The organism is Streptococcus parasanguinis (assembly GCF_009717775.1).
GTDB lineage: Bacteria > Bacillota > Bacilli > Lactobacillales > Streptococcaceae > Streptococcus > Streptococcus parasanguinis_AG.
Genome location: NZ_WMZF01000001.1, coordinates 471,994 through 488,294, shown reverse-complemented (window position 1 = coordinate 488,294; position 16,301 = coordinate 471,994). Strand labels below are relative to the sequence as shown.

Sequence of the window (16,301 nt, the reverse complement as noted above, 5' to 3'; positions counted from 1 at the left end):
ATGCTATTCACTATCGACATCGGTGGTACCTTTATAAAGTACGGTCTGATGGACGCAGACTATCAATTGGTTCATACAGACAAGATCCCAACACCACCTACGATTGAGGAGTTTTGGCAAGGATTAGAAGAAATCGTTACACCCGTAAGGGAAGAAATCGAGGGAATCGCCATTTCATGCCCCGGTGAGATCCAAAAGAGCCTTGGCTTTGTCTTTCGAGGTGGTCTCATTCCATATTTGCGCGGCATTCCTCTAGCAAGTAGACTCGAACAAACATTTCAAGTACCCGTCACTGTTGTCAATGATGGAGAAGCCGCTGGTCTAGCAGAAGCAAGGCTTGGTAATCTAAAAGATTGTCCATGTGGTGCGACCTTGGTCTTGGGGACAGGAGTAGGTCTCGCTCTTCTTTCTAATGGTGACCTATTGAGAGGATGGCAACTGACAGAATACATTCGGTCTATCTATAAGGCAGAAAGAACACCAGAAAATCGCCGCTTTCATCGTGAACTCTTTTTGCAAGGCATTTCCAATCTTTTGGAAAACACCGGTTCAGCTGTTCAATTTGTTGAGAAGGCTAGTCACATCTTAAACCTAGAAAAGGCAGATGGTATAGCTGTTTTCAAGGCTCTTGATCAAGGGGGCAACGATGAGCTGACATCCTTGTTTCAGGCTTATTGCCACGATATTGTTATTCTGATTTTTAATCTTCAATCTTTGCTCCTGATTGAAAAAGTGACGATTGGCGGGGGCATTAGTAGTCAACCACTATTGATCGATGAGATCAGTCGACAATACCATGACCTACTCTCTCAAAAAGGGCATAAACAATTTGAGGCCTTGCCCATACAAGCGGCTCGCTTCCACAATGAAAGCAACTTGATTGGTGCTGCAACTTACTTTTATTCTTCGACACATCAAAAAAAGTTCTAGAAATAGAGCTTTTTTCTTTTCTTTTTCGAATAAATAAGTGAGAGGAAGTAGAAGGTGACCATGGAGAAATTTGAAATCTTTAAATTAAAAGAAGCCGGTTTATCAAATGAGCAAGTCTTGAGAATCTTGGACTACTGTAGGAAAGAGCAAGTCTTACCAAGCTTAGAAGAGATAGCGAGGATCGCTCGCTGTCGCAGTATCCTTCATTTTGTAGACAAATACCGACAACTAAATGAAGACCATTTACACGAGGAGTTTGAACGGTTCCCATCTCTATCCATTTTTGATCCTGAATACCCTGAGGAATTGCTACAGATTTACAATCCTCCTGTACTCCTTTTTTACCAGGGAGATTTGGAATTGTTAACCAGACCGAAGATTGCAGTTGTTGGAGCTCGCGAGACCACGCGAGAAGGGGTTCGTTCTGTAGAGAAGATTATTAAGGAACTTGGGAATGAGTTGGTTATCGTTAGTGGACTTGCTAAGGGAATTGATGCGACAGCTCATTATGCCAGTATACGAAATGGTGGCAAGACCATCGGAGTGATAGGAACGGGACTGGATGTCTTTTATCCGAAAAGCAATCAAAGACTGCAGGCACATATGGGGGAACACCATCTGATCTTGAGCGAGTATGGTCCAGGGCAGGCACCACTTAAGTTTCATTTTCCTGAGAGAAATCGCATCATTGCAGGTCTCTGTCAGGCAGTGATTGTGGCAGAGGCGCGACTCCGTTCAGGAAGTTTGATTACTTGTGAGCGTGCTATGGAAGAAGGCCGAGACGTTTTTGCTATTCCGGGAAATATTTTAGATGGAAAATCTGCAGGCTGCCATCACCTGATTCAAGAAGGCGCAAAACTTGTCACCTCAGGCCAGGACATTCTTGATGAATTGAAATACAAATTGTGATTTTCCTATAGGAGAAGTTCCTAGTTGACATCTTTCTTAAAATGTATTAAACTCAATGAGATTTATACAATACAGAGGGATAAAACGTGGTAACAAAAAAGAAAAGCAGTACAACCAAGAAAAATTTGGTGATTGTGGAGTCTCCTGCGAAGGCCAAAACAATCGAGAAATACCTTGGTCGTAACTACAAAGTCATGGCCAGTGTTGGCCACATTCGGGACCTGAAAAAATCTACGATGTCGATCGACTTCGACAATAACTATGAACCGGAGTATATCAATATTCGCGGAAAAGGTCCCTTGATCAATGATTTGAAAAAAGAAGCTAAAAAAGCCAAACAAGTCTTTCTCGCAAGTGACCCGGACCGCGAGGGAGAAGCTATTTCTTGGCATTTAGCGCATATTTTGAACTTGGATGCCAAAGAAAAAAACCGTGTGGTCTTTAACGAAATCACCAAGGATGCTGTTAAAAATGCCTTTAAAGAACCGCGCCAAATCGATATGGACTTGGTCGATGCCCAACAAGCACGTCGGGTCTTGGACCGGATTGTAGGGTATTCCATTTCGCCTATTCTTTGGAAAAAGGTTAAAAAAGGACTTTCTGCAGGGCGCGTGCAATCTGTTGCTCTTAAATTAATCATTGATCGTGAAAATGAAATTAATGATTTCAAGCCGGAAGAATACTGGACCATTGATGGTGTCTTTAAAAAAGGGACCAAGCAATTCCAAGCTAGCTTCTATGGGATTGATGGCAAGAAGATGAAGCTCAACACCAATGAAGAGGTGAAAGCTGTTCTTGAACGCTTAGATGGCAAAGATTTTACCGTTGAAAAGGTGGAAAAGAAAGAACGTCGACGGAATGCGCCACTTCCATACACCACCTCTTCCATGCAGATGGATGCTGCCAATAAGATCAACTTCCGTACACGTAAGACCATGATGGTAGCTCAGCAGTTGTATGAAGGAATCAATATTGGCTCTGGTGTTCAAGGTTTGATTACCTATATGCGTACCGATTCTACACGGATCAGTCCAGTTGCGCAAAATGAGGCAGCTAACTTTATCGTAGATCGCTTTGGTGAGAAATATTCCAAGCATGGAAGCCGCGTGAAGAATGCTTCTGGTGCCCAAGATGCCCACGAAGCGATTCGTCCATCCAGCGTCTTCAATACACCTGAAAGCATTGCTAAATACTTGGACAAAGACCAACTCAAGCTCTACACCTTGATTTGGAACCGCTTTGTAGCTAGTCAAATGACTGCAGCTGTCTTTGATACCATGAATGTCCGTTTAGGTCAAAATGGGGTTCAGTATACGGCAAACGGAAGCCAAGTGAAGTTTGATGGTTATTTGGCGATTTATAACGACTCAGATAAGAACAAGATGTTGCCGGATATGGTAGAAGGCGATATCGTTAAGCAAGTCAATAGCAAGCCTGAGCAACACTTTACCCAACCACCTGCTCGATATTCTGAAGCGACTTTGATTAAGACCTTGGAAGAGAACGGTGTTGGCCGTCCTTCAACCTATGCACCGACGATTGAGACCATTCAAAAACGTTATTATGTGAAGCTGGTAGCCAAACGCTTTGAACCAACAGAATTAGGGGAGATCGTCAATAAACTGATCGTTGAATTCTTCCCAGATATTGTCAACGTGACCTTCACAGCGGAGATGGAAGGGAAACTCGATGATGTCGAACTTGGAAAGGAAGAGTGGCAAAAGGTCATTGATGCCTTCTACAAACCATTCTCTAAAGAAGTCGCAAAGGCTGAAGAAGAGATGGAAAAAATCCAAATTAAAGATGAACCAGCTGGTTTTGATTGTGAAGTCTGTGGCAGCCCGATGGTGATTAAATTAGGACGTTTTGGTAAGTTCTATGCTTGTAGTAATTTCCCAGATTGTCGTCATACCCAAGCCATCGTTAAAGAAATCGGTGTGGAGTGTCCTGACTGTCATCAGGGACAAATCATCGAGCGTAAAACCAAGCGCAACCGTATCTTCTATGGATGCAATCGCTATCCAGAGTGTGAATTTACCTCTTGGGATAAACCGATCGGTCGGGATTGTCCAAAATGTGGCCACTACTTAGTTGAGAAAAAAGTTCGTGGTGGCGGAAAACAAGTCGTATGTAGCAATGGCGATTACGAAGAAGAAAAAGTGAAATAAGCTTTTAAATGATTCAATGTCTATTATAACGGCAATTTTTATAAATGTCTGTTATAATAGACATTTTTACTTTTTTTCGTTATAATAGACATAAGGAGGTGGGCTTTATGTATCTTGCTTTGATTGCAGATGTGATTGATTCCAAAATCGTACAAGAACGTTTTGACCTGCAAAAACAGTTAGAAAAAACCCTTCAAAAGATCAATGAGCTTTTTAAAGACTGCCTAGCATCGGCTTTTACCCTAACTTTGGGGGATGAGTTTCAAGCGCTTTTAAAAGTGGAGGCTCCGGTTTTTCAAATCATTGATACCCTACGTTCAGAACTAAGACCGACTCAACTTCGTTTCGGCATTGGCCTCGGGGAGATTGTAACGGATATCGATCCCCTGCAAAGTATCGGTGCAGATGGACCAGCCTATTGGAATGCACGCGCAGCTATTAATCTGGTCCATCAGAAAAATGATTATGGTAACACCCAGATCTATTTTTTGAGCGGTAATGACAGCCAGGACTTAGTGGTGAATGCGCTCATCGCTTCCGGAGAAGCCATACGTTCGGGTTGGCGAGAGAGTCAGGAAGAGATTCTGCTCAATCTGCTAAAGAGATCTGTCTATAGTGAAAGCTTTAGCCAACAGGAATTGGCCCAAGCGCTAGAGCTCAACCCTAGTGCACTGTCCAAGCGATTAAAGAGTAGCAGTATTCGTGTTTATTTACGGGGGCGAGCAGCAGCACTAGCTTGTATTCAAAACTTAGAGAAAGGAGAGGCCCATGAGCGGATTGTCTAGTATCGTAATGAATCCATACTTGATCCTCTTGTTGATTTGTCATTTGTTATCGGATTATTATTTTCAAAGTCAAAAGATGGCGGATCGCAAGGATCAGGATAAGAAGGTGCTCGGGCTTCACATTCTATATGTGGCTTTGCCTTTGTTCATTGTTTCGCTCTTTCATCTAGCCTTGTGGTGGATTTGCTTGGTCATTTTACTGACACATGCTGGAATAGATTTCTTGAAACCGATCGTGCAGAAGGGATTGAAATTACCAAAAGCCTGGATTTTTGCATTGGATCAAGTCTTGCATATTGGTATCCTAACTTGTCTGGTCCTTATGGGAGCGAAGAATGGCACGACCTATCTACCCTTGGACATTTTAAATCTAATCTTTTATGTCCTCCTAGTTGGGAAACCAAGCAATATCGCCTTTAAAATTCTGTTTGCCAAGTATCAACCCACCAGCAAGAAGAAAATGGATACGATCACTGGGGCTGGTTCCATGATTGGCTTTTTAGAGCGTTTGGTGATCGGTGTCTGTCTCCTCTATGGGCAATTTGCTTCGATCGGCCTAGTATTTACAGCCAAATCTATCGCCCGCTATAATAAAATTTCGGAGAATCCTGCCTTTGCGGAGTATTATTTGATTGGGTCCTTATTCAGTATCCTCTCTGCCCTCTTAGCAGCCTGGTTGTGTTTATAAGGAAACAAATTATAGACTTAAGTCTGGACAGGAAAGATTAGCCTCCCTGTCTTTTTACTTGGCTTTTTGGTATAATGAACCAAGTAGAAAATTAGAAAGATTTGTGGGTGTCTAACAGTTCAGTGAGGTGGTTTGATACCCAAAGAGGTATTAGTGTCATGTCTCAATCTTATATCAATGTGATCGGTGCGGGTCTTGCTGGCTCGGAAGCAGCTTACCAGATTGCCCAACAGGGTATTCCGGTCAAGCTTTACGAAATGCGTGGGGTCAAATCCACTCCGCAACACAAAACAGACAACTTTGCTGAGTTAGTGTGTTCCAACTCTCTTCGTGGGGATTCTCTCACCAATGCTGTCGGGCTCCTCAAAGAAGAAATGCGCCGTCTGGGTTCTGTCATCCTTGAAGCAGCGGAAGCGACTCGCGTGCCGGCTGGTGGAGCGCTGGCAGTGGACCGGGAAGGGTTTGCTAGCCGGGTGACGGAGAAGGTGTCCCAACATCCGCTCATTGAAGTGATTCGCGATGAAATTACGGAATTGCCGACAGATGCCATCACAGTGGTCGCAACAGGCCCTCTAACCAGTGATGCCTTGGCAGAAAAGATCCATGCTCTCAATGGTGGCGACGGTTTCTATTTCTATGATGCAGCAGCTCCGATTATCGATGTCAATACCGTTGATATGAACAAGGTCTATCTCAAGTCACGCTATGACAAGGGAGAAGCAGCCTATCTCAACTGCCCCATGACCAAACAAGAATTTATGGATTTCCACGAGGCCTTGGTCAATGCAGAAGAAGCCCCGCTCAACTCTTTTGAAAAAGAAAAGTATTTTGAAGGTTGTATGCCCATTGAAATCATGGCCAAACGAGGCATCAAAACCATGCTCTATGGCCCTATGAAGCCAGTTGGGCTCGAGTATCCAGATGATTACAAAGGGCCACGTGATGGGGAGTTTAAGACACCTTACGCAGTCGTTCAGTTGCGCCAAGACAATGCGGCTGCCAGCCTCTACAATATTGTTGGTTTCCAAACTCACCTTAAATGGGGCGAACAAAAACGGGTCTTCCAAATGATCCCAGGTTTGGAAAACGCGGAATTTGTGAGATATGGTGTCATGCACCGCAATTCCTACATGGATTCTCCAAATCTGCTGGAACAAACCTACCGTTCTAAGAAACAAGCTAATCTCTTCTTTGCAGGTCAAATGACAGGTGTAGAAGGCTATGTTGAATCAGCTGCCTCAGGTTTGGTAGCTGGATTCAATGCAGCTCGCCTTTTCAAAGGAGGAGAAGCAGCCATTTTCCCTGAAACGACAGCTATCGGAAGTTTGGCTCACTATATCACCCATGCCGACAGCAAACATTTCCAACCCATGAATGTCAACTTCGGGATTATCAAGGAGATAGAAGGACCACGCATTCGAGATAAAAAAGAGCGTTATGAAAAAATTGCCGAACGTTCTTTACAAGATTTAGCTCAGTTTATGGAAAAATAACCCAATAAAGGAAAAAGTTTGGAGAAAATCCAGACTTTTTCTTCTAAAAATGGTATAATGAATAAAATTTAGAATATAGAGAGTTTTCTGACAATGAACAAATCCTATTTTTATTTAGATATGAAGACACACGAGTTGAAAGTGCCTTATACCGGAAAACTCCGTCGTGTGCGAGTCTTATTACCTAAGAATTATGAAACGGATACAGATAGACGTTACCCTGTGGTTTATTTCCACGATGGGCAAAACGTTTTGTACAGCAAGGAAGCTTATGCGGGTCATTCCTGGAAGGTGATTCCAGCCATTAAGCGGAATCCCGATATTAGTCGCATGATTGTTGTTGCGATCGATAACGATGGTTTGCAACGCATGAACGAGTACTCTGCCTGGAAGTACAAGGAATCTAATATTCCTGGCATGCAATTTGGTGGCAAGGGCGTTGAGTACGGCGAATTTGTCATGGAGGTGGTGAAACCTTTTATCGACCAAGAATACCGGACTCTTGCTGATCGAGAACATACGGCCATGATTGGTTCTTCCTTAGGTGGAAATATTACCCAATTCTTGGGATTAGAGTACCAAGATCAAATCGGTTGTTTAGGGGTCTTTTCATCCGCTAACTGGCTACACCAAGATGCCTTCAATCATTATATCGAACGCAAAAAATTATATGCAGACCAACGGATCTACATTTATGTGGGGACTGAAGAGGCGGATGATACTGATAAAACTTTGATGGCAGGAAACATCAAGCAAGCCTATATCGACTCATCCCTTCGTTACTATCACGATGTCATTCAACAAGGGGTGGCTTTGGAAAATATTGCCATTCGGATTCAATCTGGGGCTATTCACCACGAAGAAGCATGGGCAGAGCACCTACCAGAATGCCTTCGCTTTTTGGCAGAAAAATGGGATTAATAGACTGTAAATTAAAGAAATAAAGGAAAGAGAGAACTTATGAATATTGAACATTTAAGCCACTGGAGTGGTCAACTCAACCGTGAAATGTATTTGAATCGCTATGGACACGCAGGGATTCCTGTTGTGGTCTTTGCCTCCTCAGGTGGGAGCCATAACGAGTACTATGATTTTGGTATGATTGATGCTTGTGCTCAGTTTATCGAAGAAGGACGAGTTCAATTCTTCACGCTTTCTAGTGTCGATAGTGATAGCTGGCTTTGTAATTGGAAGAATCCTCACGATCGTGCCGAAATGCATCGTGCTTATGAACGCTATGTGATTGAAGAAGCCATTCCTTTTATCAAACACAAAACAGGCTGGTTTGATCCGATGATGACAACTGGTTGCTCTATGGGAGCCTACCACGCACTTAATTTCTTCTTGCAACATCCAGATGTCTTTAACAAAGTGATTGCCTTGAGTGGTGTCTATGACGCTCGTTTCTTTGTTGGTGACTTTGGAGGCGATGAAGCGATTTATCAAAACTCGCCATCTGATTATATTTGGAACCAAAATGATGGCTGGTTTATCGATCGTTACCGTCAGGCTGAAATCGTTGTTTGTACTGGTTTAGGGGCTTGGGAACAAGATGGACTTCCATCTTTCTACAAACTGAAAGAAGCCTTTGATCACAAAAATATTCCTGCATGGTTCGCTGAATGGGGACATGATGTCGCCCACGATTGGGAATGGTGGCGCAAACAAATGCCATATTTCCTAGGCCAAATGTATCTATAAGTAAAAAGGGAGGAGACCTCAATGAATTATATCGTTATTTCACCATATTACCCACAAAACTTCCAACAATTTACAATCGAACTGGCTAATAAAGGGATCACTGTCTTGGGAATTGGTCAAGAGCCATATGAACAGTTAGATGAGCCTTTGCGCAACAGTTTAACAGAATATTTCCGTGTTGAAAATTTGGAAAATCTGGATGAAGTGAAGCGTGCGGTAGCCTTTCTCTTTTACAAACATGGTCCAATTGACCGTATCGAATCTCACAATGAATACTGGTTGGAATTGGATGCGGCGCTTCGGGAGCAATTCAATGTCTTCGGAGCTAAGCCAAAAGATTTGAAGAAAACCAAGTTCAAATCAGAAATGAAGAAACTCTTCAAGAAGGCTGGAGTCCCAGTCGTACCTGGTGCAGTAGTTAAAACAGAAAAAGACATTGATAAGGCTGTGAAGAAGATTGGGTTACCATTGATTGCTAAGCCTGACAATGGGGTAGGAGCAGCAGCAACCTTCAAGATCGAAACGCCAGAAGATGTGGACCATTTCAAGGCAGAATGGGATGGCCATACTGAGTATTTCTTTGAGAAATTCGTCACTTCTAGTGAGATTTGTACCTTTGATGGTCTAGTGGATCGTGACGGCAACATTGTTTTTTCAACTACATTTGACTATGCTTATACGCCACTCGATTTGATGCTCTACAAGATGGACAACTCTTATTATGTTCTTAAAGAGATGGATCCAAAATTGCGTCAATACGGGGAAGCGATTGTCAAAGCCTTTGGTATGAAGGAACGTTTCTTCCACATTGAGTTCTTCCGCGATGGGGATGACTATATTGCGATCGAGTACAATAATCGCCCTGCAGGTGGCTTTACCATCGACGTCTACAACTACGCTCACTCGATTGATTTGTACCGTGGCTATGCTGCCATCGTAGCAGGGGAACCCTTCCCGGCTTCTGAGTTTGAACCCCTTTATTGCTTGGCAACTTCTCGTCGTGCCAATGCAGCCTATGCTCTGTCAGAAGAAGAAGTTTTGGCTAAATACCATGATCAATTCCGTGTCAAGAAAGATATGCCTGCAGCCTTTGCTGAGCTTCAAGGTGATTACCTTTACATGTTAACAACGCCTAGTCGTGAAGTATTAGAACAAATGATTCATGACTTTGGTCAACGCCAATCATAAGATAACGACCGGTAGGATAGGATCCTATCGGTTTTTTATATTTTAATGCAATCTCATGAAAGAAAAGTTTGTGAAATAGTTTATTTTAAGTTGAAAATGCTTATAAAACCTTCCTCCAAGGTATATAGTTTGTGAAATCATTTGAGCATTATTTTTGACAGTGCTTTCATTTTTGGCTAGAATGAAAGAGAATGAATAAATGCTAAGAAAGGCGAAATGATGGCAACATTAGATAAAAGTCTCTTATTGGAAATGTTCCGTAAAATGGAAGAAATCCGTCGCATGGACTTAAAAATTGCACAGTTAGTAAAAAAAGGGAAAGTGCCAGGAATGACGCACTTTTCTGTTGGGGAAGAAGCGGCTAACGTTGGAGCGATGTTGGCTTTAAACGACGATGATTTGCTGACATCTAACCACCGTGGTCACGGACAAGCCATTGCTAAAGGAATCGATTTGAATGGCATGATGGCTGAGATACTTGGTAAGTATACCGGTACTTGTAAAGGGAAGGGTGGCTCCATGCATATCGCTGACCTGGATGCTGGTAACCTTGGTGCTAACGGGATCGTTGGTGGTGGTATGGGAATTGCAGTAGGTGCTGCCCTTACTCAACAAATGAAAAAGACTGGTAAGATTGTCGTCTGCTTCTTTGGCGATGGTGCAACCAATGAAGGTGTCTTCCACGAAGCGGTGAATATGGCTTCTATTTGGAATCTTCCAGTAATTTTCTACTGTATCAATAACGGTTATGGAATCTCTGCTGACATCAAGAAAATGACCAATATCCAGCATATCCACGAACGTAGTGCTGCTTACGGCATTCCTGGAATGTTTATTCCTGATGGAAATAACGTTATCGATGTCTATGAAGGATTCCAAAAAGCTGTTGAACACGTCCGCTCTGGTAAAGGACCTGTCTTGATTGAAAGTGTCACCTATCGTTGGCTTGGTCACTCTTCATCTGACCCTGGTAAATACCGGACTCGTGAAGAAGTAGAAGAGTGGAAGAAGAAAGATCCAATCGAAAACCTTCGCAAGTATCTCCTTGAAAATGAGATTGCTAGCGCAGAAGAATTGGATCAGATCCAAGAAGAAGTAAAAGAAGCAGTGGAAGCTTCAGTGAAATTTGCGGAAGAAAGCCCATTCCCTCCACTTGAATCAGCTTTCGAAGATATTTACGCAGACTAAGGGGGAGTAGAGAATTATGGAAACTAAATTAATGTCTTTCCGCGATACCATTATCCTTGCTATGTCTGAGGAAATGCGTAGCGATGAAAATGTATTGTTGATGGGAGAAGATGTCGGAGTTTTCGGTGGAGACTTCGGTACTTCTGTAGGGATGCTGGAAGAATTTGGACCAGAACGAGTTCGTGACTGTCCGATTTCTGAGGCTGCGATTTCAGGGGCGGCAGCTGGTGCAGCCATGACTGGCCTTCGTCCAATTGTTGATATGACCTTCATGGATTTCTCAGTAATTGCCATGGATGCTATCGTTAACCAAGCTGCTAAGACTCGCTACATGTTTGGCGGGAAAGGTCAAGTGCCGATGACCATTCGCTGTGCTGCTGGTAACGGAGTTGGTTCTGCAGCCCAACACTCCCAATCTTTGGAATCTTGGTTTACTCATATTCCTGGTTTGAAAGTTGTTGCTCCTGGTACGCCAGCGGATATGAAAGGACTGCTCAAGTCATCTATCCGTGATAACAACCCCGTTATTATTCTTGAGTACAAATCAGAATTCAACCAAAAAGGGGAAGTGCCAGTTGATCCAGACTACACGATTCCACTTGGTGTCGGAGAAATCAAACGTGAAGGAACTGACGTCACTGTCGTAACCTACGGGAAAATGCTTCGTCGCGTTATGCAAGCTGCTGAAGAATTGGCAGAAGAAGGCATCTCAGTTGAAGTAGTAGACCCACGGACCTTGGTTCCTCTTGATAAAGAAATCATCATTAACTCTGTCAAGAAGACAGGAAAAGTAGTCCTTGTCAATGATGCCCATAAAACAAGTGGCTATATCGGTGAAATTTCAGCTATCATTTCTGAATCAGAAGCATTTGATTACTTGGATGCACCAATCCGCCGTTGTGCGGGGGAAGATGTGCCAATGCCTTACGCACAAAACCTTGAAAATGCAATGATTCCAACAGTTGAAAGCATCAAAGATGCCATTCGGAAAACGTATAATAAAGAATAGTACATAACATAAATTATTTTATGTGAATGAAATTCGTTTTTCTTTCTCGTTTTTTATCTGAAAAATGCGACATGAGAGAGTCGAATCGATGGTATTCGACGAACGAATTAGTAAGTCTACTAGGTTGACCGCCTGATAGCGGCAACCGTAGCAACTTGAGATACGCATGTATCCAAGTTGCTTGTAGAACTGAACTCGGGCTAAAGTCTGTGTGAAAAAGATAAACTTACCTAGAAACTAAAGTTTCTTCGTTAAGTTTCCTATTTTCACTTTGACTTTTGACGCCCTTAGTATCTTATAATAGAATAGGAGAGGTCATGGCTGATGATAAGCTAAGAGCGACTCCTGCGGCTAGAAAATTAGCGGATGATCTTGGGATCAACCTCTATGATGTTTCTGGTTCAGGCGCAAACGGTCGTGTCCACAAAGAAGACGTGGAAACATATAAAGACACAAATGTGGTTCGCATTTCACCACTTGCAAAACGAATTGCTTTAGAACACAATATTGCTTGGCAAGAAATCCAAGGAACTGGTCATCGTGGTAAGATCATGAAGAAGGACGTCCTTGCTTTCCTTCCTGAAAATATTGAAAATGAGACCATTAAGTCACCGGCTGAAATCGAGAAGGTGGAGGAAGCTCCAGATAATGTGACACCTTATGGTGAGATCGAGCGGATTCCGATGACACCAATGCGGAAGGTGATCGCTCAACGGATGGTGGAATCTTACTTGACAGCACCAACCTTTACTTTGAACTATGACGTTGATATGTCTCAAATGTTGGCCCTTCGTAAGAAGGTATTGGATCCAATCATGGAAGCCACTGGCAAGAAAGTCACTGTAACAGATTTGCTTTCTCTAGCAGTGGTTAAGACCTTGATGAAACACCCATACATCAATGCGTCATTGACAGAAGATGGCAAAACCATCATTACTCATAACTATGTCAACTTAGCGATGGCAGTTGGGATGGACAATGGACTGATGACACCGGTTGTCTATAACGCAGAAAAGATGACCTTGTCAGAGTTGGTCGTAGCCTTCAAGGATGTTATCGGACGTACCTTGGATGGTAAGCTTGCTCCAAGTGAATTGCAAAACTCAACCTTTACCATCAGTAACTTGGGAATGTTTGGCGTTCAATCATTTGGACCAATCATCAACCAACCAAACTCTGCCATCCTTGGCGTTAGTGCAACGGTTGAAAAACCAGTTGTTGTGAATGGTGAAATTGTTATTCGTCCAATCATGAGCTTGGGCTTGACCATTGACCACCGCGTTGTCGATGGAATGGCTGGTGCCAAATTCATGAAAGACTTGAAAGCCTTGATTGAAGACCCGATTTCAATGTTGGTCTAATCAACGAGAGAGAATAGAAACAAGAAAAAGAGGGAAATAAAATGGCCTTAGAAGTAATTATGCCAAAAGCCGGCGTAGATATGACCGAAGGACAAATCGTTCAGTGGAATAAAAATGTCGGCGAATTTGTAAAAGAAGGAGAAGTTCTCCTTGAAATCATGACAGACAAAGTCAGCATGGAGTTGGAAGCGGAAGAAGATGGCTACTTGATCGCTATCCTGAAAGGGGACGGAGAAACTGTTCCTGTAACAGAAGTGATTGGTTATCTTGGTGAAGAAGGGGAAAATATCCCTACAGCTGGAGCAGCAGCACCAGAAGCGAGTCCAGCACCAGCTGCAGTAAGTGATTCAAACGATGACAATAAGAGTGATGACGCTTATGATATCGTAGTAATCGGTGGGGGCCCTGCTGGTTACGTATCTGCTATTAAGGCAGCACAATTAGGCGGTAAAGTTGCTCTTGTTGAGAAATCTGAACTTGGTGGAACATGCTTGAACCGCGGATGTATCCCAACTAAGACTTACCTCCACAACGCTGAAATCATTGAAAATATTGGTCATGCAGCAAACCGTGGTATTATCATTGAAAATCCAAGTTTCTCAGTAGATATGGATAAGGTTCTTGAAACCAAGAACAAGGTCGTAAATACCCTCGTCGGTGGAGTTGCAGGACTTCTTCGTAGCTACGGAGTGGATGTTCACAAGGGTATCGGTACCATTACGAAAGATAACAATGTCTTGGTCAACGGTTCTGAATTGCTTGAAACCAAGAAAATCATCCTTGCCGGTGGTTCAAAAGTTAGCAAGATTAACGTTCCAGGTATGGAATCATCCCTTGTCATGACGAGTGACGACATCCTTGAAATGAACGAAGTACCAGAAAGCCTTGTCATCATCGGTGGTGGGGTTGTCGGTATTGAACTTGGTCAAGCCTTCATGACTTTTGGTTCAAAAGTAACAGTCATCGAAATGATGGACCGCATCGTTCCAGCTATGGATGCGGAAGTATCTAAGAACCTCCGCTTGATCCTTGAACGCAAGGGTATGACCATCTTGACCGATACTAAATTGCAAGAAATCATTGAAGAAGATTGCAAACTCCGTATCAAGGTTGAAGGAAAAGATGATATCATCGCCAACAAAGCTCTTCTTTCAATCGGGCGTGTTCCAGATCTTGAAGGAATCGGTGAAGTCGAGTTTGAATTGGATCGTGGACGGATCAAGGTTAATGAATACATGGAAACGTCTGTTCCAGGTATCTATGCGCCAGGTGATATCAACGGTACTAAGATGTTGGCTCATGCTGCCTTCCGTATGGGTGAAGTTGCCGCTGAAAATGCCCTTAAGGGAAATCATGCTGTTGCCAAATTGAATTTGACACCTGCAGCTATCTACACCCTTCCAGAAGTTGCGGCTGTTGGTTTGACCGAAGAACAAGCTCGTGAGAAATATGATGTTCAAATCGGTAAGTTTAACTTTGCGGCTAATGGTCGTGCCATTGCATCAGATGCGGCTCAAGGATTCGTTAAAGTCATTGCAGACAAGAAATACGGTGAAGTTCTTGGGGTTCACATCATTGGTCCAGCAGCTGCTGAATTGATCAACGAAGCTTCTACTATCATTGAGATGGAAATCACTGTAGAAGAAATGCTCAAGACCATTCATGGGCACCCAACCTTCTCAGAAGTGATGTACGAAGCCTTTGCGGATGTACTTGGCTTGGCAGTTCACTCACCTAAGAAGAAATAATATTTGAAATGATAGAATGGCTGGACAGCAAATGCTGGACCAGTCTCTATCGTATATAAAGGAATCTTATGAAATACATTATTAATTATTCAAATGATACTGCTTTTAATATTGCTTTAGAAGAGTATGCTTTTAAGCACCTCTTGGATGAGGATCAAATCTTCCTTCTCTGGATTAACAAACCATCCATTATCGTCGGTCGTCACCAAAACACCATTGAAGAAATCAACCGTGACTATGTTCGGGAGCATGGGATTGAAGTGGTTCGTCGGATCAGTGGTGGTGGCGCTGTTTACCACGATTTGAACAACCTCAACTACACCATCATTTCAAAAGAAGACGAAAATAAGGCCTTTGACTTCAAGAGCTTCTCAACTCCTGTGATCAACACCTTGGCTCAACTTGGGGTTAAGGCTGAATTCACGGGTCGTAACGACTTAGAGATTGATGGCAAGAAATTCTGTGGAAATGCCCAAGCTTACATCAATGGTCGGATTATGCACCATGGTTGCCTTCTCTTTGACGTGGATTTGTCTGTCCTTGCTAATGCTCTCAAGGTGTCTAAAGACAAGTTTGAGTCTAAAGGGGTTAAATCGGTTCGTGCTCGTGTGACCAATATCATCGATGAATTGCCAGAAAAAATCACGGTTGAAGAGTTCCGTGACTTGCTTTTGGACTACATGAAGAAAGAATATCCTGAGATGACAGAATATGTCTTCTCGGATGAAGAATTGGCAGAGATCAACCATATCAAGGAAACCAAGTTCGGTACCTGGGACTGGAACTATGGAAAGTCTCCTGAATACAATGTCCGTCGTGGCACTAAATTCCCAAGCGGTAAGGTGGAAATCTTCGCTAATGTCATTGAATCAAAAATTCAAGATATCAAGATTTACGGTGACTTCTTTGGTATCGAAGATGTTGCAGCAGTAGAAGATGTTCTTCGTGGCGTTAAATACGAACGTGAAGACGTCCTCAAAGCCCTTCAAACCATTAACCTAGGTCGTTACTTTGCAGGTATCACTGCAGAAGAAATTGCTGAAGCAGTGGTGGAATAAAGTAAAAGATATCCATGTTAAATGGATATCTTTTATCTTAAACTTGATATTTAAATACCATGAGTGTAGAATATA

14 protein-coding genes are annotated in these 16,301 nt (G+C 42.8%); all 14 read left to right on the top strand.

Annotated features, from left to right (window positions below; translation table 11 throughout):
* The 14 genes from GMC92_RS02505 (at position 1) to GMC92_RS02440 (ending at position 16,226) form a co-directional block, all read left to right on the top strand.
* The gene (locus tag GMC92_RS02505) at positions 1-930 is read left to right on the top strand and encodes an ROK family protein (RefSeq protein ID WP_155199617.1); all 930 of its coding nucleotides are present in this window, start codon (positions 1-3) and stop codon (positions 928-930) included.
* A 60-nt stretch (positions 931-990) separates the two neighbouring features.
* The gene (dprA, locus tag GMC92_RS02500; RefSeq protein ID WP_155199615.1) at positions 991-1,839 is read left to right on the top strand and encodes a DNA-processing protein DprA; all 849 of its coding nucleotides are present in this window, start codon (positions 991-993) and stop codon (positions 1,837-1,839) included.
* A gap of 86 nt (positions 1,840-1,925) precedes the next feature.
* Positions 1,926-4,007, top strand: a complete 2,082-nt coding sequence (topA, locus tag GMC92_RS02495; protein ID WP_023918171.1) for a type I DNA topoisomerase — start codon at positions 1,926-1,928, stop codon at positions 4,005-4,007.
* Positions 4,008-4,114: 107 nt separating this feature from the next.
* The gene (locus tag GMC92_RS02490; RefSeq protein WP_118228157.1) at positions 4,115-4,792 is read left to right on the top strand and encodes a SatD family protein; all 678 of its coding nucleotides are present in this window, start codon (positions 4,115-4,117) and stop codon (positions 4,790-4,792) included.
* Entirely contained in the window at positions 4,776-5,480 is a 705-nt protein-coding gene (locus GMC92_RS02485; protein WP_155199614.1) for a DUF3307 domain-containing protein, read from the top strand. Before GMC92_RS02490 ends, GMC92_RS02485 begins: the two co-directional genes overlap by 17 nt.
* A gap of 158 nt (positions 5,481-5,638) precedes the next feature.
* The gene (gene trmFO, locus GMC92_RS02480) at positions 5,639-6,973 is read left to right on the top strand and encodes a methylenetetrahydrofolate--tRNA-(uracil(54)-C(5))-methyltransferase (FADH(2)-oxidizing) TrmFO (RefSeq protein ID WP_155199612.1); all 1,335 of its coding nucleotides are present in this window, start codon (positions 5,639-5,641) and stop codon (positions 6,971-6,973) included.
* A 93-nt stretch (positions 6,974-7,066) separates the two neighbouring features.
* Positions 7,067-7,894, top strand: coding sequence for an alpha/beta hydrolase (locus GMC92_RS02475; protein ID WP_070594818.1), 828 nt, complete (start codon positions 7,067-7,069; stop codon positions 7,892-7,894).
* Positions 7,895-7,933: 39 nt separating this feature from the next.
* Positions 7,934-8,674 (top strand): esterase family protein, encoded by a 741-nt coding sequence (locus tag GMC92_RS02470; protein ID WP_003010966.1) that lies wholly within the window; start codon positions 7,934-7,936, stop codon positions 8,672-8,674.
* Between the two features lie 21 nt (positions 8,675-8,695).
* Positions 8,696-9,862 carry an ATP-grasp domain-containing protein gene (locus GMC92_RS02465; protein ID WP_155199611.1) on the top strand — a complete coding sequence of 389 codons (1,167 nt, stop codon included), beginning with the start codon at positions 8,696-8,698 and terminating at the stop codon, positions 9,860-9,862.
* A gap of 219 nt (positions 9,863-10,081) precedes the next feature.
* Entirely contained in the window at positions 10,082-11,050 is a 969-nt protein-coding gene (locus GMC92_RS02460) for a thiamine pyrophosphate-dependent dehydrogenase E1 component subunit alpha (RefSeq protein ID WP_003014979.1), read from the top strand.
* 16 nt (positions 11,051-11,066) lie between these two features.
* Positions 11,067-12,059: an alpha-ketoacid dehydrogenase subunit beta gene (locus GMC92_RS02455; RefSeq protein WP_155199610.1), complete on the top strand. Its 993-nt coding sequence runs from the start codon at positions 11,067-11,069 to the stop codon at positions 12,057-12,059.
* A 317-nt stretch (positions 12,060-12,376) separates the two neighbouring features.
* Positions 12,377-13,420: a dihydrolipoamide acetyltransferase gene (locus GMC92_RS02450; protein ID WP_070665775.1), complete on the top strand. Its 1,044-nt coding sequence runs from the start codon at positions 12,377-12,379 to the stop codon at positions 13,418-13,420.
* Between the two features lie 41 nt (positions 13,421-13,461).
* A complete protein-coding gene (gene lpdA, locus GMC92_RS02445) occupies positions 13,462-15,168 on the top strand; it encodes a dihydrolipoyl dehydrogenase (protein ID WP_155199608.1) in 1,707 nt (568 codons plus the stop codon).
* A 68-nt stretch (positions 15,169-15,236) separates the two neighbouring features.
* Complete coding sequence (locus GMC92_RS02440) at positions 15,237-16,226, top strand: lipoate--protein ligase (RefSeq protein WP_049483565.1); 990 nt, start codon at positions 15,237-15,239, stop codon at positions 16,224-16,226.
* Positions 16,227-16,301 lie beyond the last annotated feature (75 nt).

What these genes read in the sequence shown, in the direction of transcription:
- lpdA (WP_155199608.1), top strand. Translation starts at nt 13,462, where the DNA reads ATGGCCTTAGAAGTAATTATGCCAAAAGCCGGCGTAGATATGACCGAA.
- GMC92_RS02475 (WP_070594818.1), top strand. Translation starts at nt 7,067, where the DNA reads ATGAACAAATCCTATTTTTATTTAGATATGAAGACACACGAGTTGAAA.
- GMC92_RS02470 (WP_003010966.1), top strand. Translation starts at nt 7,934, where the DNA reads ATGAATATTGAACATTTAAGCCACTGGAGTGGTCAACTCAACCGTGAA.
- dprA (WP_155199615.1), top strand. Translation starts at nt 991, where the DNA reads ATGGAGAAATTTGAAATCTTTAAATTAAAAGAAGCCGGTTTATCAAAT.
- GMC92_RS02440 (WP_049483565.1), top strand. Translation starts at nt 15,237, where the DNA reads ATGAAATACATTATTAATTATTCAAATGATACTGCTTTTAATATTGCT.
- GMC92_RS02490 (WP_118228157.1), top strand. Translation starts at nt 4,115, where the DNA reads ATGTATCTTGCTTTGATTGCAGATGTGATTGATTCCAAAATCGTACAA.
- GMC92_RS02505 (WP_155199617.1), top strand. Translation starts at nt 1, where the DNA reads ATGCTATTCACTATCGACATCGGTGGTACCTTTATAAAGTACGGTCTG.
- GMC92_RS02485 (WP_155199614.1), top strand. Translation starts at nt 4,776, where the DNA reads ATGAGCGGATTGTCTAGTATCGTAATGAATCCATACTTGATCCTCTTG.
- GMC92_RS02455 (WP_155199610.1), top strand. Translation starts at nt 11,067, where the DNA reads ATGGAAACTAAATTAATGTCTTTCCGCGATACCATTATCCTTGCTATG.
- GMC92_RS02465 (WP_155199611.1), top strand. Translation starts at nt 8,696, where the DNA reads ATGAATTATATCGTTATTTCACCATATTACCCACAAAACTTCCAACAA.
- trmFO (WP_155199612.1), top strand. Translation starts at nt 5,639, where the DNA reads ATGTCTCAATCTTATATCAATGTGATCGGTGCGGGTCTTGCTGGCTCG.
- GMC92_RS02450 (WP_070665775.1), top strand. Translation starts at nt 12,377, where the DNA reads ATGGCTGATGATAAGCTAAGAGCGACTCCTGCGGCTAGAAAATTAGCG.
- GMC92_RS02460 (WP_003014979.1), top strand. Translation starts at nt 10,082, where the DNA reads ATGGCAACATTAGATAAAAGTCTCTTATTGGAAATGTTCCGTAAAATG.